Source organism: Kitasatospora sp. NPDC048722, assembly GCF_040650235.1.
Taxonomy (GTDB): Bacteria; Actinomycetota; Actinomycetes; order Streptomycetales; family Streptomycetaceae; genus Kitasatospora.
Window position 1 is genome coordinate 31,091 of the sequence record NZ_JBEZGX010000041.1, and the last position, 20,185, is coordinate 51,275.

General features: G+C 73.4%; 17 protein-coding genes and 1 pseudogene. 9 read left to right on the forward strand and 9 right to left on the reverse strand.

Annotation, left to right across the window (positions count from 1 at the left end):
• The first annotated feature begins 50 nt into the window (after positions 1-50).
• Together AB0C76_RS27215 and AB0C76_RS27220 are read left to right on the forward strand one after the other, a co-directional pair.
• Complete coding sequence (locus AB0C76_RS27215; RefSeq protein WP_359970589.1) at positions 51-407, forward strand: DUF485 domain-containing protein; 357 nt, start codon at positions 51-53, stop codon at positions 405-407.
• Positions 404-2,008, forward strand: coding sequence for a cation acetate symporter (locus AB0C76_RS27220; protein ID WP_359970591.1), 1,605 nt, complete (start codon positions 404-406; stop codon positions 2,006-2,008). The genes AB0C76_RS27215 and AB0C76_RS27220 overlap by 4 nt, the downstream gene beginning before the upstream one ends.
• A gap of 24 nt (positions 2,009-2,032) precedes the next feature.
• Here AB0C76_RS27220 and AB0C76_RS27225 read toward each other — a convergent pair whose 3' ends face one another.
• The 5 genes from AB0C76_RS27225 to AB0C76_RS27245 all read right to left on the reverse strand — a co-directional run bounded on the left by AB0C76_RS27225 (position 2,033) and on the right by AB0C76_RS27245 (position 8,819).
• Positions 2,033-2,920 carry a carbohydrate ABC transporter permease gene (locus AB0C76_RS27225; protein WP_359970593.1) on the reverse strand — a complete coding sequence of 296 codons (888 nt, stop codon included), beginning with the start codon at positions 2,918-2,920 and terminating at the stop codon, positions 2,033-2,035.
• On the reverse strand, positions 2,917-4,230 hold the full coding sequence (locus AB0C76_RS27230) for a sugar ABC transporter permease (RefSeq protein ID WP_359970595.1): 1,314 nt from the start codon (positions 4,228-4,230) through the stop codon (positions 2,917-2,919). Before AB0C76_RS27230 ends, AB0C76_RS27225 begins: the two co-directional genes overlap by 4 nt.
• Before the next feature lie 5 nt (positions 4,231-4,235).
• Entirely contained in the window at positions 4,236-5,561 is a 1,326-nt protein-coding gene (locus AB0C76_RS27235) for an extracellular solute-binding protein (RefSeq protein WP_359970597.1), read from the reverse strand.
• Positions 5,562-5,620: 59 nt separating this feature from the next.
• Positions 5,621-7,318 carry a glycoside hydrolase family 13 protein gene (locus AB0C76_RS27240; protein ID WP_359970599.1) on the reverse strand — a complete coding sequence of 566 codons (1,698 nt, stop codon included), beginning with the start codon at positions 7,316-7,318 and terminating at the stop codon, positions 5,621-5,623.
• Between the two features lie 193 nt (positions 7,319-7,511).
• A complete protein-coding gene (locus AB0C76_RS27245; RefSeq protein WP_359970600.1) occupies positions 7,512-8,819 on the reverse strand; it encodes an ABC transporter substrate-binding protein in 1,308 nt (435 codons plus the stop codon).
• A gap of 146 nt (positions 8,820-8,965) precedes the next feature.
• Between AB0C76_RS27245 and AB0C76_RS27250 the strand changes: the two genes are divergently transcribed.
• Genes AB0C76_RS27250 through AB0C76_RS27265 form a run of 4 tightly spaced genes read left to right on the forward strand, consistent with a single transcriptional unit; the run spans position 8,966 to position 12,839 of the window.
• Complete coding sequence (locus AB0C76_RS27250; protein ID WP_359970602.1) at positions 8,966-9,469, forward strand: PadR family transcriptional regulator; 504 nt, start codon at positions 8,966-8,968, stop codon at positions 9,467-9,469.
• Entirely contained in the window at positions 9,466-10,230 is a 765-nt protein-coding gene (locus AB0C76_RS27255) for an ABC transporter ATP-binding protein (RefSeq protein ID WP_359970604.1), read from the forward strand. Before AB0C76_RS27250 ends, AB0C76_RS27255 begins: the two co-directional genes overlap by 4 nt.
• 4 nt (positions 10,231-10,234) lie before the next feature.
• Complete coding sequence (locus tag AB0C76_RS27260; RefSeq protein ID WP_359970606.1) at positions 10,235-12,625, forward strand: FtsX-like permease family protein; 2,391 nt, start codon at positions 10,235-10,237, stop codon at positions 12,623-12,625.
• Positions 12,626-12,671: 46 nt separating this feature from the next.
• Positions 12,672-12,839, forward strand: coding sequence for a hypothetical protein (locus tag AB0C76_RS27265; protein WP_359970608.1), 168 nt, complete (start codon positions 12,672-12,674; stop codon positions 12,837-12,839).
• A 14-nt stretch (positions 12,840-12,853) separates the two neighbouring features.
• Here AB0C76_RS27265 and AB0C76_RS27270 read toward each other — a convergent pair whose 3' ends face one another.
• From AB0C76_RS27270 to AB0C76_RS27280, 3 genes are all read right to left on the reverse strand, one after another.
• A complete protein-coding gene (locus tag AB0C76_RS27270) occupies positions 12,854-14,086 on the reverse strand; it encodes an epoxide hydrolase family protein (RefSeq protein ID WP_359970609.1) in 1,233 nt (410 codons plus the stop codon).
• A 34-nt stretch (positions 14,087-14,120) separates the two neighbouring features.
• On the reverse strand, positions 14,121-15,044 hold the full coding sequence (locus AB0C76_RS27275; protein WP_359970611.1) for a hypothetical protein: 924 nt from the start codon (positions 15,042-15,044) through the stop codon (positions 14,121-14,123).
• Positions 15,045-15,125: 81 nt separating this feature from the next.
• The gene (locus AB0C76_RS27280) at positions 15,126-15,530 is read right to left on the reverse strand and encodes a VOC family protein (protein WP_359970613.1); all 405 of its coding nucleotides are present in this window, start codon (positions 15,528-15,530) and stop codon (positions 15,126-15,128) included.
• A gap of 106 nt (positions 15,531-15,636) precedes the next feature.
• Between AB0C76_RS27280 and AB0C76_RS27285 the strand changes: the two genes are divergently transcribed.
• On the forward strand, positions 15,637-16,605 hold the full coding sequence (locus tag AB0C76_RS27285; RefSeq protein ID WP_359970615.1) for a YafY family protein: 969 nt from the start codon (positions 15,637-15,639) through the stop codon (positions 16,603-16,605).
• Positions 16,606-16,639: 34 nt separating this feature from the next.
• A pseudogene (locus AB0C76_RS27290) lies at positions 16,640-16,924 on the forward strand (nicotinate-nucleotide diphosphorylase (carboxylating)); the annotation flags it as partial.
• 158 nt (positions 16,925-17,082) lie between these two features.
• Here AB0C76_RS27290 and AB0C76_RS27295 read toward each other — a convergent pair.
• A complete protein-coding gene (locus tag AB0C76_RS27295; RefSeq protein ID WP_359970617.1) occupies positions 17,083-18,555 on the reverse strand; it encodes a cytosine permease in 1,473 nt (490 codons plus the stop codon).
• A gap of 285 nt (positions 18,556-18,840) precedes the next feature.
• Between AB0C76_RS27295 and AB0C76_RS27300 the strand changes: the two genes are divergently transcribed.
• Complete coding sequence (locus AB0C76_RS27300) at positions 18,841-20,079, forward strand: DUF3533 domain-containing protein (RefSeq protein WP_359970686.1); 1,239 nt, start codon at positions 18,841-18,843, stop codon at positions 20,077-20,079.
• The last annotated feature ends 106 nt before the right edge of the window (positions 20,080-20,185 follow it).

A 20,185-nucleotide genomic window follows, 5' to 3' on the forward strand; every position in this document is an offset into this window, starting at 1 on the left:
AAAGCCCGCCCGCCCACACGCACCGACGCAAGGACGCAAGGACCACCCTCATGCCCTCGTCGCCCTCACTCTTCGGCCACCGGTCGGCCGGCACTGCGCCGCCCGGCGCGCGCCCGGCCGTCAGTCCGCGGGAACTCGCCGTCCTGCGCCGTCGCACCCTGCGGATCACCCGCGGCTTCGCGCTGCTCAACGGCGTGCCCTTCTTGCTCACGGTGGTGCTCGCGTGCACCGCCGGCGGGGTGCTGGGGACGAAGGTGTTCGGGCAGTTCACCGTGGGCATGCTGCTCGGCGTCGTGCAGGGCACCCTGCTGCTGTGGACGGCCGCCCGCTTCGACCGCCGCGCGGCCGCGCGGTGCGACGCGGAGGCCGAGCGCCTGCGCGCGGGCGACCGGACGGAGGCCCGATGAACCCCGCGGCCCCGGGCGCGGGCACCCAGACGATGGTGCTCATCGCCTTCCTGGTCTTCGTCGGCGTGACGCTGCTGCTGTGCGTGCTGGTCGGCCCGGAGGGCGACGAGACGGCCGACTTCTACACCGCCAACCGCACGCTGACGCCGTTCCAGAACGGCCTCGCCCTCTCCGGTGACTACATCTCGGCCGCCACGCTGCTCGGCACCACCGGGATCGTCGCGGTGAACGGCTACGACGGGGTCACCCTCGCCCTCAGCACCGCCCTGTCGCTGGGCGTCCTGCTCCTGCTCGCCCAGCCGCTGCGCAACGCCGGCCGCTACACCCTCGGCGACGTCCTCGCCCTGCGCGCGGACGGCGCCGCGCCGAGGATCGCCGCGGCCGTGGTGACGCTCGCCGTCTCGCTGCCGTTCCTGGTCGTGCAGCTCTCCAGCGCGGGCACGGCCACCGCGCTCATGCTGGGGCTCACCCACAGCGGTGTGCAGCAGTTCTGCACCGTGCTGGTCGGCATGCTGATGGTCTGCTACACGGTGCTCGGCGGGATGAAGGGCACCAGCCTGGTCCAGATCGTCAAGGTCGTGCTGACGCTCGGCACCGTCCTCGTGGTCGTCCTGTCGGTGCTCGTGCGCTTCCACTGGGACGTCGACGCGCTGCTCGCCGCCGCAGCCAAGGGAAGCGGACGGGCGGACGCCTATCTGCGTCCGGGCCTGCGGTTCGGCGACTCGGCCGAGGGCTGGCTGAACTTCGTCGGCCTGCACCTCACCGTGGTCCTCGGCGCGTCCTGCATGCCCCACATGATCATGCGGGTGAACGCCTCGCCGACCGGGGCCGCCGCCCGGCGCTCGACCCGGCACGCGGTGGGCATGGTCGGCGCGTTCTGCCTGGCCGTCGTGGTGCTCGGGCTGGGCGCCGTCGCGTTGCTCGGCGGCCGGCTGATCTCGGCGGTCGACCCGAACGGCCAGGCCGCCCTGCTGCTGCTCGCGGGCAACCTGCAGGGCGGCACGGGCACGACGGCCGGCGGCGCGCTGTTCACCGCCGTCGCGTGCGCGGTGTTCGTCACCGTCCTGGCGGTCGTCGCGGGCATCACGCTCGCGGCGGCGGCCGCGCTCGCCCACGACGTGGCCGCCTGCGCGGTGCGCCGGGGGCGGATGACGCAGGTGGCGGAGGTGCGCGCGGTGCGGTGGTCGGTGGGGGCCGTCGGCGCGGTCGGGATCGCCCTCGCGGTCGCCGCGCAGGGCTACAACCTGCAGTTCCTGTCCTCCCTGGCGGTGACGGTCGCCGCGTCGGCCGTCCTGCCGGCCCTCGTCTACAGCCTGTTCTGGAGCCGCTACAACCGCACCGGACTGCTGTGGACGGTGTACGGCGGACTGCTCACCTCCGTCGGGCTGCAGCTGTTCTCCCCGACGGTCTCCGGCGCGCCGGACGCGCTGTTCCCGAACGTCGACTTCCACTGGTTCCCGTTGCAGATGCCCGGGGTGGTCTCGGTGCCGGCCGCCTTCCTGCTCGGCTGGGCGGCCACGGTCCGGAGCCGGCGCGAGGACGGCGAGCCCGGGTTCCACGAGGTGCAGACGCGGACGCTGCTCGGCGCGGACGCCGAGTAGCGATCGCCCCGCGTCGGAGCCGGATCACTTCACCGACCCCGCCATCGCCCCCTGGACGAAAAACCGCTGGAAGCAGAGGAACACCACCACGGGCACCAGCAGCGACAGGAAGGCCCCCGGCGCGAGGATGTCCATGTTGCTGCCGAACTGCCGCATCTGTGACTGCAGGTAGACGGTGAGTGGCTGCGAGTCGTTGCCCGCGAAGATGAGCGCGACGAGCATGTCGTTCCACACCCACAGGAACTGGAAGATGCACAGGGAGGCGACGGCGGGCGCGGCGAGCGGCAGCGCGAGCGTGCGGAAGATCCGCCACTCGCCGCAGCCGTCGATGCGGGCCGCTTCGAGGAGTTCGGCCGGGATGTCGAGGAAGTGGTTGCGCATCAGGAAGACGGCGAACGGCAGCCCGTAGCCGACGTGGAACAGCACGACGCCCGGGATGGTGCCGAACAGTCCGACGGCGCCCTCCAGTTTCGCGACCGGGATGAGCCCGACCTGCACGGGGACGACCAGCAGCCCGACGACGCCGACGAAGATCGCGTCCCGCCCGGGGAAGCGCATCCACGCGAAGGCGTACCCGGCGCCCGCGGCGAGGGCGACGGTGAGGAGGGTGGCCGGGACGCTGATCAGCACGGTGTTCCACAGCGCCTTGGGGACGTCGCCCCCGCCGAGCAGCGCCGAGTAGTTCTGCAGCGTGAGTTCGGCGGGCTTGGTCAGCGCCGTCCACCAACCGCCGTCGGCGGCGGCCTGCTTGGGCCGCAGTGAGGAGACGAGCAGACCGACGGTGGGCACCAGCCAGGCCACGGCGGCGACGATCAGCACGGCTTGGACGAGCCCGCTGCGCGTGAGGGCGGCGAGCCGGCCGGCGAGCGGCACGGACGGCCGCCCGCCGGGGGCACGAGAGGTGGTGGTCATGAGCGACTCCCGCGGAAGCGGCGGACGTTGAGGAGCATCACGGGGACGACGAGCAGGAGCAACAGGACGCTGAGCGCGCTGCCGAGGCCCTGGTCGTTGCCGCCGCCGAAGGACACCAGGTAGAGCCGGAGCGCCAGCACGTCGGCGTCCTGCTGCACCGGGCCGGGCGCGATGATGTAGACGAGGTCGAAGATCTTCATCACGTTGATGACCATCGTGACGAACACGACGCCGAGCACCGGGGCGAGTTGGGGCATGGTGACGCGGCGGAAGATCTGCCATTCGCCGGCGCCGTCGATGCGGGCCGCCTCGATGGTCTCGCGGGGCAGGTTGGCCAGGCCCCCGGCGATGATGACCATGGCGAAGCCGGCCCAGATCCAGGTGTAGGCACCGATGATGGCGGGGGTGACGAGGGCGGGGCCGAGCCAGTCGACGCCGCGGTAGGGGGCGGCGAAGTCGGCGGCGGGCAGTACCACCGTCAGGGTGGCGGAGGGGGCGGCGGCGAACTGGAAGGTGCCGTCGGCGGCCGTGGTCGCGGTGGCGATCGTCCGTCCGCCGTCGCGGAGCTGGACCTTGAGACCGGGCAGGCCCTTCTTCCCGGCGTCGAGCTGGCCGGGGTGGCCGCCGCCGCCCGGGACGAAGTCAAGGAACGCGGTGCCGCTGACCCCGTCGCCGCCGGTCGGCTGCCGCGCCGGCTGGGCGGTGGCCGGGACGGCGCCGGGCTGCACGCCGACCAGCGGCAGCAGGACGGCGCGGGTGGCGGCCGGCGCGGTGACGTCGCCGCCCCGGGCCTGGTCGAGGCCGGTGCCGGGGCGCGGCCGGGCACCCGGGTAGGAGGGCTGGTCGCTGAAGGTGTCGTGGACGGCGACGGCGGCGGCGTTGAGGACGCCGCGGTGCGGGTCGGCGTCGTAGACGGTGCGGAAGATGATCCCGGCGGCGAGGAAGGAGATCGCCATCGGCATGAAGACGAGCAGCTTGAACGCGGTGGCCCAGCGGACCTTCTCGGTCAGTACGGCGAACACCAGGCCGATCGCGGTGACCAGCGCCGGCGCGACGGCGACCCAGATCGCGTTGTTGCGCACGGCGGTGAGGGTCGCGTGGTCGGTGAAGGCGGTGCCGTAGTTGTGGAGCCCGACGAAGCGGTCGCCGGAGGCGTCGAAGAGGCTGCGGGCCACCGAGTACCCGATGGGGTAGACGACGAGGGCGCCGAGCAGTAGGAGCGCGGGGAGGACGAAGAGCAGGGCGAGGCCCCGGTGGCGCCGCAGGGCGCCACCGGATGCCCGGTCCCTGCGGGTGGGACGCAGAGACATGTGGATCAGCCCTTGTAGGCCTTGGCGGCGTCCGCTTCGAGCTTGGCGGCGGCGCCCTGGACGTCGGAGGGGTTGGCGAGGAAGTCCTGGAGGTCCTTCCACTCGCCCTGGCCCGCGGTGCCGCCGAACGCGGCGGGGGCCTGGTCGGACATGTCGAAGCGGAAGGCGTCCCCCGCGTCGATCACGGACTTGGCGAACTGGCGGGTGGTGTCGTCGGGGTAGACGGCAGGGTCGACGGCCTTGTTGGGCGAGATGAACCCGCCGGCCCTGGCCCAGACGGCGGCGGCCTCCGGGCCGGCCAGGTACTCGACGAACTTCTGCGCGGCCTCGGCGTGCTTGGCGCCCTTGAGGACGACGGCGGCGTCGCCCGCGCCCATCACAGGCGCCTTGCCGCCGTCGACCGCGGGGAAGGGGAACACCTTCGCGTCGGTGCCGACCTGCTTCTTCAGCTCGGAGGCGAGGACCCCGCCGACGAAGTCGCCCTCGTAGGTCATCGCGGCCTTGGGCTGCGGCCCGAAGACCTGCTGGACGGAGGTGGGGAAGTCGGTCTGCAGCGCGCCCTGGCCGCCGCCCGCGACGAGCTGCTGGTCGCCGAGGACCTTGCCGAGCGTGGTGAGGGCCTTGACCACGGACGGGTCGGTCCACGGGATCTCGTGCCGGGCCAGCTTGTCGTAGAGGTCGGGCCCGGCCTGGGAGAGGTAGACGTTCTCGAACCAGTCGGTGAGCGGCCAGCCCGCCTGGCCGGCGACGGAGAAGGCCGGGGTGCCGGAGTCGGAGAGGGTGCGGCCGGCCTTGAGCAGGTCGTCGAACGTGGCCGGGGGCTGGACGCCGGCGTTCTGGAAGGCGGTGGGGCTGTACCAGACGGTCGACTTGTCGGCGGCCTTGAAGTAGAGGCCGTACTGGGTGCCGTTGACGGTGCCGAGCGTGGACCAGATGCTCGCGTAGTTCTTCTTCGCGGCGTCGGTGACGGTGGGCGGGAGCGGCGCGAGCCAGCCCTTGTCGGCGAACTGCTTGATGACGCCGGGCTGGGCGACCATGACGACGTCCATCGGGTCGCCGCCCTCGATCTTGCTGCCGACGACGGTGGAGAGGTTGTCGCCGGTGGAGGTGTAGCTGACGGTGGCGCCGGTCTTCGCGGTGAAGGCGTCCAGGACCTTCTTGAAGTTCTCCTGCTCGGTGCCGCTCCAGACGGCGGCGACGGTCAGGTTCTGGCCCTTGAGCTCCTGGGTGGCGGAGCCGGACCCGGAGCCGCCGCCGCTGCCGCAGGCGGTCGCGGTGGCCGCGAGGACGACGGTGGTGGCCAGGGTGGGGAGGATGCTGCGGAGTCTCATCGTCGAGGCTTCCTTCGTGTGGTGGGCGGGCTCGTGACGGGTGGGATCACGAGGTGTCGTCAAAGCGTGTGAACGGAGGTGGACCTGATCCACCAGGCGGCGGTGGCCGGCGGGAGGAGGCCGTCGCCGCAAGGTCCGCTGGCGAGCAGGGGCGGGCCGGCGACCGGGGCCGGCGCGGGGGCGTCGCCGAAGTTGACGGCGCACACCAGGCCCTCGCCGCGGACGAACGCGAGGACCCCGGGCGGGGCCTCCAGCCACCGCAGCGTGCCCTCGCCGAGCTGGGGGAGTTCCCGGCGCAACTGCAGTGCGGTGCGGTACAGGTGGTAGACGGATCCGGCGTCGGCCCGCTGCCGTTCGGCGGTGTGGGCGGCGAACGCGGCCGGCTGCGGCAGCCAGGGCGCGGCCGGGGCGTCCGGCGGGCTGAACCCGAACGGTGCCTCGCCGCCCGACCAGGGCAGCGGGATCCGGCAGCCGTCGCGGGTCCCGGCCCGGCTGCCGGTCCGCCGGAAGATCGGGTCGGTGATCAACTCGTCCGGCAGGTCCAGGACTTCGGGCAGTCCGAGCTCCTCGCCCTGGTAGATGTAGGCGGCACCGGGCAGGGCGAGCATCAGCAGGGCGGCCGCCGCGGCCCGGGCGGGGCCCGAGGAGGGGTCCTGGCCGGCGAAGCGGGTCGTCGTGCGGACCTGGTCGTGGTTGTTGAGCACCCAGGTGACGGTCGAGCCGGTGGCGGTGATGTCCCGCACGGCGTCGTCGATCACCCGGTGGAAGTGCGCGAGGTCCCACGGCGCGTGCAGCAGGTGGAAGAAGAAGGCCTGGTGCAGTTCGTCGGGCCGCACGTACAGCGCCTGTTCGGCCGGGGTGGGCACGGAGGCCTCGCCGACGAGCAGCCGCTCGTGGCCGTCGCGGGCGGTGTACTCCTCGCAGATCGCCCGCCACCGGCGCCACACGCCGTGCACCTCGGGCTGGTTCCAGGCCAGCGGGTTGACCGAGTCGCGGGTGCGCTCGTCGACGTCCGGGTCGGGGGAGTCGGGCAGGTCGGGGTGCTTGTAGAGCCCGGCCGCGACGTCGATCCGGAAGCCGTCGACGCCGCGGTCCAGCCAGAACCGCAGGATCTCCTCGAAGTGGGCGGCGACGTCGGGGTCGCGCCAGTTGAAGTCCGGCTGTTCCGGGGTGAACAGGTGCAGGTACCACTGGCCGGGCCGCCCGTCGGGCTCGGTGACCCGGCTCCAGGCCGGGCCGCCGAACATGGCCCGCCAGTTGTTGGGCGGCAGTTCGCCGTGCTCGCCGCGCCCCTCGGCGAAGTGGAACCGGGCCCGCTCGGGGCTGCCGGGGCCGTTGGCCAGCGCCTTCCGGAACCACGGGTGCTCGCTGGAGCAGTGGTTGGGCACGACGTCCAGGACGAGCTTGAGGCCGAGCAGGCGGCAGTCCGCCACCAGGCGGTCGAACTCGGCGAGGTCCCCGTAGACCGGGTCGACGGCGCAGTGGTCGGCGATGTCGTAGCCGTGGTCGTGCTGGGGCGAGACGTAGAACGGGTTGAGCCAGACGCCGTCGGCGCCCAACTGCCGCACGTGGTGCAGGCGTTCGCGGACGCCGGCGAGGTCGCCGACGCCGTCGCCGTCGGTGTCGCGGAAGCTGCGCACGTAGATCTGGTAGATCACCGCGTCGCGCCACCAGGGACGGGCGGCGGGGGCGATGGGGGCGTGTGACCGAGCGCGCGGCAGGGTGGCCGCGTCGCCGTCGGGGAGGGTGTGGGGCATCTCGCTACTCCAACGGTTATGCATTCGCGTTAGGTATAGCAGGCGAAGACGTCCGCTGTTAAGACCCTGCTTCGAAAGGGTTTTCCAGGGATTACGAACGAGCCACGTCTGCTCGACATAGATACGTGTTAGGTACTCGCGGGTAGGTGCTCACGAACCGGGGGAACGCCCCCGGAGACGGCCGGCGCGAGGCTCAGCCGACGATGGCACGCAGGTCGGCCGCCAGCCGGGGAAGCGCCACCCCGGCGCTCCGGCGGCCCGACACGACCTCGAACGCCGACTCGCTGAACGCGAGGCTCAGCTGCTGGTACTGCGGCACGCCGGGGCGCGCCCCGGCCGCCAGGATCGCCGTGCGCAGCACCGGCAGGTACGGGAAGCGGGCCGTCAGCTCCGGATCCGTGTAGAGGTCCGCCCGCACGGGCGGCAGCCCGCCGTCGGTCAGCACGCGGGACTGCGCCTTCCGGCTCGTCAGGTAGCCGATCAGCGCCCGCGCGGTGCGCTGGTGCCGGGAGAACCGGCTGACCGCCAGCCCCGACCCGCCCAGTACGCCGCTGCCCGGCCCGTGCGGCCCCGGCAGCGGCACCACGCCGAACCGCCCCGCCACCGGAGAGCCGGCCGTGGCGACCTCGTGGTACACGTACGGCCAGTTCCGCAGGAAGAGCAGGCCGCCGCGCTCGAACGCCGCGCGGGACTCCTCCTCCTGGTAGCCGAGCACCTCGGGCGGGATCCACCCGTCGCGCACGCCCCCGGCCAGGAACTCCAGCCCGGCCCGTGCCTGCGGGCTGTCCACCACGACCGAACCGTCGCCCGCCAGCAGGTCCCCGCCGGCCGAGCGGATGGCCTCCAGCGCGTTGACGGCGAGTCCCTCGTACGGGCTCAACTGGCCCGCGTACCCGCCGAGTCCGTGCGCGGGCGCCAGCGTCCTGGCCTGCCGGGCCAGTTCGTCCCACGTCGTGGGCGGCTGCTCGCCGGCGGCGTCCAGCACGTCGCTGCGGTAGTACAGCAGGGCGGCGTTGGCGACGAACGGCACCGCGTACAGCCGCCCGTCGTACCGCCCGGTGCCGACGACCGGCGGCAGGAGGCCGTCCAGCGCGAACTCCGCCTCGTCCAGTGCCGCCGTCCAGCGGCGGGCCGCGAACTCGGCCGTCCACACGACGTCGATGTTGAGCACGTCGAAACGGCTGCCGCCGGCCGACAGCTCCCCGGCGAGCTGGGCGTGCACCTCGTCCGCCGCCGCGGGCAGCTCGACCAGCTCGGCCGGCTGGTCCGGGTGCTCGGCGTTCCAGTCGGCCAGCAACCCGCCCAGGTAGTGCGTGGTGTCCCGGCCGGTGGCCAGCGTGACCGGCCCGACGCCCGCCGGATCGCCCGCCGCGTGCGAGCGCCCGGCCAGGCCGTACCAGGCGGACGCGCCCCCGGCCGCGAGCACCGCGGCCCCGCCCACCAGCGCGCGCGTCACGCGCCGGCGGCCCGCGTGGGGCCCGGTGGGCGGCCGGTCTGCCATGGAGCTCCTTCGTCGGGTCGGCGCGGGTGGGGCGCCGACGCACGTCCCTTTATACGGCCTCCCTGCTCAACGGCGCCCACCTGCCCGTACTGTGTGACCGAGGTGTAACCAGCGACGACGGAAGACGAAGGAAGAGGTGACGCCCGGTGCGCCATCAGCTGCTGGCGCTGCTGGCCCGGCAGCCCGCCTACGGGTACGAGCTCAAGCAGGGGCTTGAGCAGACCTTCGGCGCGGCGTACCCTCAGCCGAACATCGGCCAGATCTACGTGACCCTGAGCCGACTGGAGAAGTCCGGACTGATCCGCGGCACCGAGGTGACGCAGGAGGGCAGACCGGACAAGAAGGTCTACGAGATCACGGAGAAGGGCACCGCGGAACTCGCCGGCTGGTTCGAGGCCCCCACCGAGGGGCCCAGGGTCAGGGACGAGTTCTTCATGAAGCTGATCCTCGCCGAGGGCACCGACCTCGCCGACCGGCTGACGCTGATCAACAACCAGCGCCGGCACTGCATCAACACGATGCGCGGACTCAACAAACTGGCCGCCACCGAACGCGGCAACCGGACCTCGCTGCTGCTGATCGAGGGCGCCGTCCTGCACCTGCAGGCCGACCTCGACTGGCTGGAGCGTTGCCAGGAGGAACTCACGTGAGCGGCTCGGAGCCGATACCGCCGCTGCTGGCCGCCGACGCCCTGGTGCGCTCGCACCTGAGCGGCTCGGCCCTCATACCCGCCGTCCGCGGCGTCAGCCTGCGGATCGACCGGGGCGAGTTCGTCGCCGTCACCGGCCCCTCGGGCGCCGGCAAGTCCACCCTGCTGCACCTCCTCGCCGGCCTGCTGCGCCCCGACGAGGGCGAGCTGCGGCTCGACGGCCGCCGGGTCGACGGGCTGCGCGAGGCCGCCTGGGCCCGCCTGCGCCGACGCCACTACGGCATCGTCTTCCAGAGCGGGAACCTCCTCTCCGACTTCTCCGTCGCCGACAACATCGAACTGACCGCCGTCCTCGCCGGCCTGCCGGCCCGCACCGCCCGCGAACGCCGCCAGGAGCTCCTGGAGGAGCTCGGCCTCGCCCACAAGGCCGCCGCCGGGCCCGGCGAACTCTCCGGCGGCGAACGCCAGCGCGTCGCCCTGGCCCGCGCGCTGGTCAACCGGCCCGAACTGCTCCTCGCCGACGAGCCCACCGGCAACCTCGACAGCCGCAGCACCCGCGACGTCCTCGCCCTGCTCACCCGCTACCACGAGCAGGGCACGACGATCGTGCTCGTCACCCACGACGCCCGGGCCGCCAGCACCGCCGACCGCGTCGTCAGCCTCTTCGACGGCCGGGTCGCCGACGACGCCCGGGTCGAGGAGCCCCCGGCCGCGCGGCGCGGCGCCGTCGGGGTCCGCGACGTCATCGACTTCGGCGGCTGAGCCGGTGCGCGCCCTCCTCCGCTGGATCCGCGCCGACCTGCGCTCGCACCGCGTCCACGCCCTGCTCGTCGTCCTCGCCACCGGCGGCACCGCCGCGGCCCTCCTGCTCGCCGGAGCCCTGCTCGGCGCCGCCGCCGACCCGTGGCAGCGCCAGTTCCAGGCCGCCGGATCGCCCGACGTCCGGATCGACCTGCGGCCGTCCGCGGCCGCCCAGGCCGCCGGGGCCGCGCCCGTCCAGGCCGGGGGAGACGAACCGTCCGCCGCCCTGCTCGCGCGCGAACCCGGCGTCGTCGCCGTCTCACCGCCCCAGCACACGGCCGAGACCACGCTCGTCGGCCGCCGCCCCGACGGCGCCGCCGCCGCGGGCCCCACCGACCGCACCACGCTCGTGCTGCGCGGCGACACCCCGGACGCGCCCCGCCCGCTGCTGCGCTCCGGCAGCTGGCTCGACCCGTCCGACGTCCACGGCATCGTGCTCGAACAGTCCGCGGCCGAAGCCGCCTGGGCCCGCACCGGAGACCGCCTGACCGTCCTCGACGTCCACGGCGGCCCGGTCGAACTGCGCGTCCTCGGCATCGCCGACAGCCCCGACCAACTGCCCAGCCAGGCCGCCGGCTACGACCTCGGCTGGACCCTGCCCGCCACCCTCGACCTCGTCCAGCCGGACCGGGCGGCCCAGGGACTCACCCTCGGACTGCGCCTCGCCCACCCCTCCGACGCCGCCTACACCGCCCAGCGGGCGGTCAGCCTCCTCGGCGCCGACCGGGTCTCCCGGATCACCACCTGGCTCGACGCCCGCGACGCACGGCAGCAGGACGACCGGCTCGCCGGCCTCCTGCTCGGGCTCTGCGGACTGGCCGCGCTGCTCTCCGCCGCCCTCGCGGTGGCCGGCGCGGCCGGCGGCCGGATCCGTGCCCGCACCGGCGACATCGCCCTGCTCAAGGCGCTCGGCTTCACCGCCGGCCAGGTCGCCTGGATGTTCATCGCCGAACAGCTCCTGCTGGCCGGCACCGGGGTCCTGCTCGGCGCGGGCGGCGCCGCGGTCGCCGCGCGCGCCGTCCCGGCCCTCGGCGGCGGGACGGACGTCCTCCACCGGCTCGTCCCCGGAGGCACCGCCGCCACCGTCGCCGTCATGGCCGCCGCGCTCGTCGCCGTCGGGGCCGCCGCCGCCCTGCCCGCCCTGCGCGCCGCCCGGGTCGCCCCCGTCCCGCCGACCGACGGCACCCGGCCGCCCGCCATGACGGCCCGCCCGGTCCGCCTCGGCCCGCTGCGGCGGCTGCCGCCCGCGCTCGTCCTCGGCCTCGGCGGCGTCCTGCGCCGACGCTCCGGCCTGGTCGTCAGCGCCGTCCGGCTGACTGTCCCGGTCGTCGCCGCCACCCTGGCCCTGAGCACCTGGGCCACGCTCGACGCCGTCACCCGGCCCGACGGCGGCGTCACCGCCCCGTCCGTCACGGCCCGCCGGGCCAGCCCCGAGCAGACACCGGACGATGCCGCGCTCGCCGCCGCCCTGGCCGCCGACCCCGCCGTCCGCGGCGCCTACCCGGGCACCGAGATGCAGGCCCTCGCGCCCGGCCAGTCCGCGACGCTCACCCTGCGCGCCGTCGGCACCACCGACGCGGCCTACCCGTACACCGTCGTCGAGGGCCGGGCGATCCGCGCGACGGACGAGGCCGTCGCCGGACAGGGCGCCCTCGACCTGCTCGGTGCCAAGGTCGGCCAATGGGTGCGCGTCACCACCGGCGGCACCCCGCGCATCCTGCACGTCGTCGGGCGCGACCTCGAACCCGAGCACGGTGGCCGGGTCCTGTCCACCGGCTTCGACACGCTCGACCGACCCGGCGACCCCACCCGCCCCGACTTCTGGCAGCTCGCCCTGCGCCCCGGCCACGATCCCGCCGAGGTCCAGCGTGACCTCCCCGCCCGCGCCGGACTCGCCGGGCAGGTCGAGCTGCGCCTCCCGGCCGGCCCGGTCACCCGGCCCGGCGCGCTGCGGGCCAGCGTGGTCGGGCTGCTGCTCCTGCTCGCCCTCATCTGCCTGGTGGAGCTGCTCACGACGGCCGCGGCGGGGTTCCACGAGAGGCGTCGCGACCTCGGCCTGCTGCGGGCGCTCGGCCTGACCCCTGGCCAGTCCGCCGTCGTGCTGGCCGTCCGCGGCACGGCCATCGCCTTGCCCACGGTCGCCGCCGGGGCGGCCGCCGGCATCCCGCTCGTCCGGTGGCTGATCGACCGCCAGGGCGAGCTGGGCGGCATCGGCGCGGGCATCGCGCGGGCCCCGTCGCTCTGGACGGTCCTCGCCCTGGCCGCCCTCGGCGCCGCGACGGCGGCCGTCCTCTCCGCCCTCCCGGTCCTTCGCGCCCGCCCGTCCACCCGGACCCCGGACGTCCCCGGGGCGTAGCTCAGGTGAGGACACGTACCGCGTGGGAGCCCGGAGGGGGACAGCGGTGCGACTGCCGAACGACGTCCTCGCCGAGATCGGCGACCTGTACCGGGAGGACGACGCCTTGGCCGACCAGGGCTTGCACGGGGGCGGGCCGGAGATCTTCGCGGAGGACGACCCCGAGTACCTCGCGTTCCTGCGGACGCGCGCCGACCCGGACGACGGCGCCTGAGTCCGTCGGGGCGTTCAGGGCCGGCGGCCGCGGAACGTCCGGCGCAGGTCGTTCACCCAGGCGTCCGGGTTCTCCCACGGGATGAAGTGGCCACCGCGGTCATGGGCGTTGACGTTGACGTGGTTGAACCAGGCGGCCTGCGGGCCGGTCTCGAACGCCTGGACGCGCTCGTCGGCGGTGTGGACGCCCGGCGGGTTCTCGTACGTGACGAAGGTGAGGCCGACCGGTGCCTCCACGGCCGGGGTGCGGTCGTGGGCGGGGGACCAGGGGTAGCGGTCGGCGTTGGCGTAGTACCGCATGGACGTGGCCACGGAGTTGTTCACCCAGAAGATCGTGGCGTGCGTGAGCAGGTCGTCCTTGTCGAAGACGGACTCGACGTCGCCGCCGTTGTCGCTCCAGGCGTTCCACCGCTCCAGCAGCCAGGCGAGCAGCCCGGCGGGCGAGTCGCTCAGCCCGTGGGCCAGGGTGGCGCCGTCGAGCACGTGCACGGCGAGGTGCGACGCCCAGCGGTGGTCCTGCTCGATGATGCGCGCGCGGACGTCGGCGGGCTGGTCGTCGGTGAGGGGCCGGTTCCGGGCGAAGTCCCAGGCGCGGGGACCGTTGAAGAAGTCGAGCGGCAGCCCGGAGCCGATGTGGATGCCGTACAGCTCGTCGGCGTACTTGTGGCCGAGCTGGCTGGAGACGATCCCGCCGATGTCGCAGCCCCCGGCGGCGTACTTCCCGTACCCCAGGGTCCCGGTCATCAGGGTGTGCCAGAGGTCGGCGACCTTCCAGAAGTTGACGTCCGGGAAGCCGGTGAGCGGCCCGGGGAAGCCGAAGCCCGGCAGGGAGGGCACGATGACGTCGAACGCGTCGGCGGGGTCCCCGCCGAACGCGGCCGGGTCGGCGAGCGGCCCGATCACCTTCGACCAGTGCCAGAACGTCCACGGCCAGCCGTGGGTGAGGATCAGCGGGACCGGGCGCGGGCCGCGGCCGGCCTTGCGCATGAAGTGCACCGGGACGCCGGAGACCTCCGCCACGTAGTGCTCGTGGACGTTGATCGCGGCCTCGGCCTTGCGCCAGTCGTAGCCGTCCCGCCAGTGGGCGACCAGCTCACGGAGGTAACCGGCCGGGACGCCGTAGGACCAGTCCTCGTTGCCCTCGTCCACCGGCGGCCGGGTCGAGGCGAGACGGGTGCGGAGGTCGGCGAGGACCTCGTCGGGCACGTGGATCGGTGTGGGCTCCAGCGGGAAGGCGTTCGGGTTCATGGCGTGGCTCCTTCCGGGGTAGGCCGGGCCGACGCTACCGCGGTCCCGCCGAGCCGTGTGGTGCCCGCGGGGGGAGAGGCGGCAACGGTCCGATGCGGAAGCCGACCCGGTGACGGTACCTCAGTCGCACCAGTTCGATCACGGCGGTGACCGTCACCGCGACCGGCCCGGCCGGCAGCCCGGCCAGCGAAGCCGCGTCGTGCGTCGACGTGTGCTTGGTGTCGACCAGGGTGACGTGCCCGAGCAGGGTGAGCCAGACCAGCAGCACCGCGACCAACGGCCGCACCAGCGGGTGACCGCCCACGGCGAAGGAGTTGCGGTGCATCAGGTACACCGACGGGAGGGTGAACGCCGGCAGCCAGATCGCCACCAGCAGGTTCAGCCCGACCGTGTTGCCGATGTACGCGTTGGCGTCGGACTTCATCATCACCAGGAACCCCGCGAACGTGGCCACGCCGGTGAACACCGGCCGGGCCACCAGGCGCGCCACCCGCCGCCTGGTGCCGCTCCGGGCCGGCAGCACCAGCGGCACGCAGGCGAGCAGCAGCGCGGCCGGCCCGCTGACCAGCATCACGATGCTGTCCCCGAACGAGTCCAGGAAGAGCTCGTCGGCGGAGGCGCCGTTCGCCACCCGCACGACGAGGAGGACCAGGCAGAGGCCGAACAGTGCCCGGGCCAGCATCAGCCGCTCCACCAGGGGGTCGAGCGTCTGCGCCACCAACTGCGTGACCACCGGCCGCAGCATCGGATCCAGCAACTCCGCCCCCGCCAGCGCCGCGACCCCGGAGGCCGACATCCGCATCATCCGGTAGGGCCCGTACAACCGGCTCGCCAGCCGCCAGGGCAGCACCACGTCGAGCACCCACTCCCGTGGCGGCCGACGCGGCACCGGCGGCTGCCGGTAGGGCGGCCGGTCGTACGCGGCCGCGAGGCCGCCCGGCGGCACGGACGCGGTCATGGACGGCCCCCCGCAGTCGTCAGAACGCCTCGTACGTCGAAGCGCTGAAACCGTGCCGGCTCACGGGGGCGGTGCGCAATCCTATTTGCCGTCCTTCCGCCGTGCGATCGCGGCCGGGGTGACGGGGGTGAAGAAGTTGACGAGGTTCCCGTCGGGGTCGCGGAGCAGCAGCGACCGGTTGCCCCACGGCATGGTGGTCGGCCCGGCGACGAAGTCGGTGACCAAGGAGGTCAGGTTCTCGTGGACGAGGTCCACGTCGTCGACGAGGAACTCGGTGATCACACTGTCGTTGGCCGCCGGCCGGGCGGAGCCCGGGGCGAACAGCGGGACGGTGCGGGTGCCGGCGATCGCGAGGGTCGCGCCCCCGACGGCGATTTCGGCGAAGTCCTCGGTGGCCCACGCCGCCCGGGCCCCGGTGGCCCGCTCGTAGAAGTCGACGAGGCGCGCGACGTCGCCGGTGATGATGCGGATCGAGACGAATTCCACGGATGTCTCCCAGGGGTCCTTCGGAAGGTGTGCACGAGCTGTGCACGTCGCAGGCTAGGAGAAATAGGGGACAGAATCGGTCCGGTATTCGCGTTAGGCTGCGAACATGCCCCGACCCACCGGCCGCGTCCTCACACTCCTGGAACTGCTCCAGTCGGGCGGCACCCGCACCGTGGCCGAACTCGCCGAGCGGCTCGGCGTCCAGGGGCGCACCGTGCGGCGGTACGTCGACCAGCTGATCGACCTGGACGTGCCCGTGGAATCGGTGCGCGGTCGCTACGGCGGGTACCGGCTCGCCCCCGGCTACCGCCTGCCTCCGCTGATGCTCAACGACGACGAGGCACTGGCCGTGCTGCTCGGCCTGGTCGCCGGCCGCCGAACGGGCCTTGCGGCGGCGGAGCGCACGGCGGGCGAGACGGCAGCGGCGAAGATCCGGCGGGTGCTGCCGAAGCACGTCGCCCGCCGGCTCGACACACTCGTGGAAGCCCTCGCCTTCACGGACCGGCCCGGCGAGTTCGACACCCCGGACGCCGAGGTCCTGCTCACCGTCGCCGACGCCGTGCGCCACCGCCGGCCGCTCTCGGTCCGCTACACCGACCGCGACGGACGCCGCAGCGACCGCACGCTCCACGCGTACGGGATCGTCGCCCACGCGGGCCGCTGGTACGTCACGGGCCAGGACGCCCGGCTCGGCGAGGACCGGACCTTCCGGCTCGACCGCATCGGGGACGCCAGGCCCCTGCCCGGCTCGTTCGAGGCGCCCGAGGGCCTCGATGCGGCCCAGCGGGTGCTGTCGGCCTTCGCCACGGCCGACCACCGGCACGAGGTGACCGTGCGGATCCACGGAACGGTCGATCAGATCCGCGCCCACCTCCCCGCCGCCGTCGCGATCCTGGAGGAGGAGGGGGCAGCCGCGCGCTGGCGCCGCGTCGAGCTGCGGGTGCAGCACCTCGACTGGCTCCCGGCGGTCCTCGCCGCCATCGACCGCCCCTTCGTCATCGAGCGCCCCACCGAACTGCGCGACCTCGTCCTCGCACTGGCCGACCGCCTCGCGTCCCACGCCCGCCGGACCTGACCGCCGCTCTGGTTCTCGGGCCGATGCTCCGCCGGCGCTCGGCGAGGACCTGGCCGGGGGCGTGGATGTCACCACGGTCGCCACGGTCCCCGAAGAGGCCGTGGCGACAGGCGACTTCACCGCGCGCGAGGCGGGCACCGTCGCCGGGATCCACATCGCCGACGCGGTCCTCTCGGTCACCACCCGCACCCGCGACCTGCTCACCGCTGAGCGCAGCGCCCTCAACCTCCTCTGCCGCCTTTCGGGCATCGCGACGGTCACCAGCGCCTGGGCGGACGCACTCGAAGGCACCGAGTCCATGGTCCGCGACACCCGTCGGCCTGGACCTCTGACACGACATGCAGCACCGGCTCGTGTGCACGGGTACGACTGCACGTCCGGCTCCGGGTCGTGCCCGGCCGGGGCAAAAGCGGACCGCCCGGGCGCCGGCTCGGGGGAGTCGGGGCCCGGGCGGTCCGGGGGTGTCGTGGCTCGTGGTCAGGCGGTGACCTTCTCGGGCCGCTCCGCCCGGCTGCCGGCCGGCTGCTCGGCGGGGGTGTTCTCCCGGGGTTCGGGGAGCACGGCCATGATCACGCCGGAGATCACGATGGTCGCCGCCCAGGCGAGCCCGTACTTGCCGACGGGGGTGCCGGAGAGCGGGCCAGCGAACCAGTCGCACTTGGTGAAGGCGAGCCCGAAGAGCAGCGCGAGCACCCAGGACACCATCGCCTGCCAGCAGAAGCCGCCCGCGTACCAGTAGGGGCTGTTCCTGCTCGTGTCCATCAGCGCGGCGGCGTCGTAGCGCACCGCGCGCGACCGGCGGCGGAACATGTCCACCGCGTAGACGCCGATCCACGCCGAGAAGGAGACGGCGAGCAGGATCAGGAAGGTGATGAAGGAGCCCAGGAAGCTCTTGGCGACCAGCATCAGCAGCAGGCCGCCGACCAGCGAGATCACGGCGTTGATGCTGACGGCCAGGGCGCGCGGGAGCTTGACGCCCATGGTCTGCGCGGTGAAGCCCGCCGAGTACATGGAGAGGCTGTTGATCAGCAGCATGCCCACGATCGCGGTGAGCAGGTAGGGCACGGCCAGCCAGGTCGGCAGCAGGTCGCCGAGGAAGGAGACCGGGTCCGCGGCCTCGGCCAGACCGGGGGAGGCCACGGCCATGACGGCGCCCATCAGGACCATCGGCACCATGACCAGGCCGGCGCCGGAGACCGTCACGCCGACGATCTTCTTGCCGGAGGCGGCGTGCGGCAGGTAGCGGGCGAAGTCGGGGCCGGTCGGGACCCAGCTGATGCCGCCGGCGGCGATGGTCCCGATGCCGGCGATCATCATCGCCGTGGTGCCCGCGGGCTTGGCGAAGACCTCGCTCCAGTGCATGGTCGCGACCAGGTAGCCCAGCACCAGGACGCTGAAGAGGCCGAAGAGGTACGTCGACCAGGTGTTGCAGACGTTCAGCGCCTTGCGGCCCATGCCGGAGACCAGGAAGGTGCAGGCGACGAAGGCGAACAGCGTGACCACGATCAGCGCGGTGTTGCTCTTGACGCCGAACAGCAGGTCGAGGACGGTCAGCACGGCGTAGGCGCCGGTGACGGCGTTGATCGTCTCCCAGCCGAACCGGGCGATCCAGAGGATCGCGCCGGGGAAGAGGTTGCCGCGCACGCCGAAGGTGGCCCGCGAGAGGGTCGCGCCCGGCGCCCCGCCCCACTTGCCGGAGACCGACAGCACGCCGACCATGCCGAACGAGATGAGCGCGGCGCACGCCGCGACGATCAGGACCTGCCAGAAGTTCAGCTGGTTGAACACGACCAGGGCGGCACCCATGGTGAGCAGCAGGACACTGATGTTCGCCGCGACCCAGGTCGGGAAGAGCTCGCGGACTCTGCCCCCGCGCTCGTGGTCGGGGACGGGTTCGATACCGCGGGTCTCTATCGCGCCGTCGACGTCGACGGTGGACAGGTTGTCCATGAGGGTGGCTCCGTGCGTGTGAAGCGGGAGATGAATCGGGCAAATGGAACATCTGTGGAACTCTTCGCGCGTAGCGCGGGAGTTGGGTCATCATACGATGTTCTAGATGTGACCTGATTGATGCGGTTGCTTGCTGGTGATCGGCCGACCTCGGTCCCTTGCTGTCGTGTCGCGCCGCCGAACGGGCGCGGCGTCGTTCTAGCGTGGTCCACCGTGCCCTCCTCGAACGCCCCGTCCCACGGTGCCCGCCCGCAGGTGCGCGTCGGCGCCCTGCTGCGACGGCCGATGCTGTGGCTGGTCCCGTCCGTGCTCGCGGCGCTGGTCGCGCTGGGGCTGTCCCTGCTCTACATGGGCAGCATCCTCGACCCGAACGGCAACCTGCACCGCCTGCCGGTCGCCGTGGTGAACGCGGACACCGGCGCGCCGCTGCCCGGGCAGCAGCAGAACCTCGGGGCGCAGGTGACGGGGGCGGTCGTCGCGGCCTCGCCCGCGGGCTCGGTGGACTGGCGGCAGGTCGGGCGGGCCGAGGCGCAGGACCAGCTGGCCTCCGGCAAGGTCTACGGCGTGCTGGAGATCCCGGCGGACTTCACGGCCTCGGTCGGGGCGCTGACCTCGGCGGGCGCGACATCGCGGCCCACCATCACCGTGCTGACCAACCCCGGCGTGGGCAGCCTCGGGTCCTCACTCGCGTCCCAGATCAACCAGAACGCCGCCCACCAGGCCTCCCTGACCATCGGCAAGCAGCTCACCGCCGCGCCCGCGGCGGCGGGAGCCGGATCGACCGCCCGGTTGCTGCTGGCCGACCCCGTGGCGGTGGTGACACAGGTCGGCCACCCGATCGGGAGGCACAGCGGCCTCGGACTGAGCGCGTTCTACTACACGCTGCTGCTGGTGCTCGCCGGCTTCATCGGCGGGAACCTGGTCCACAACGGCGTCGACACCTCCCTCGGCTACGCGGACAGCGAGATCGGGCCCTGGCACACCCGCCGGCCCACCGTCCCGATCGACCGGACCAGGACGCTGGTGCTGAAGATGGTGATGACCGCCGGGATCTCGGTGCTGACCACGTCGATGGTCATGGTGGCCTGCGTCGTGGTGCTCGGCATGGACGCCTCGCACATCCCGCTGCTGTGGATCTTCTCCTACTGCGCCTGCCTCGCCGTCGGCCTGGGAGTCCAGGCCATCAACGCGGCGTTCGGCAGCATCGGGCAACTGGTGTCGATGTTCGTCTTCATCGCCCTGGCCCTGCCCTCCTCCGGGGCGACCATCCCGCTGGAGGCCACCCCGGCCTTCTACCGCTTCCTGGGGGCCTTCGAACCGATGCGCCAGCTCAGCGCGGGCGTCCGGTCCATCCTCTACTTCGACGCCCGCGCCGACGCCGGGCTGACCCGTGCCTGGATCATGATCGCGGTCGGCTTCGCGGCCGCGCTGGCCTTCGGCTTCGCGATGACGCGCTACTACGACCGCAAGGGCCTCAAGCGCCTCACCCCGCAACCGGTCGAAGCGACGCCGGGGGAGGCCTGACCGCGGGCCGCAGTCGCTGGACGACGCCACCTCCTGGTGACGGCGCCACCCCCGCGCCGAACCGGCACCTCCGGCTGGTCTGACGACCCGCCGGAGGCGCCGGGCT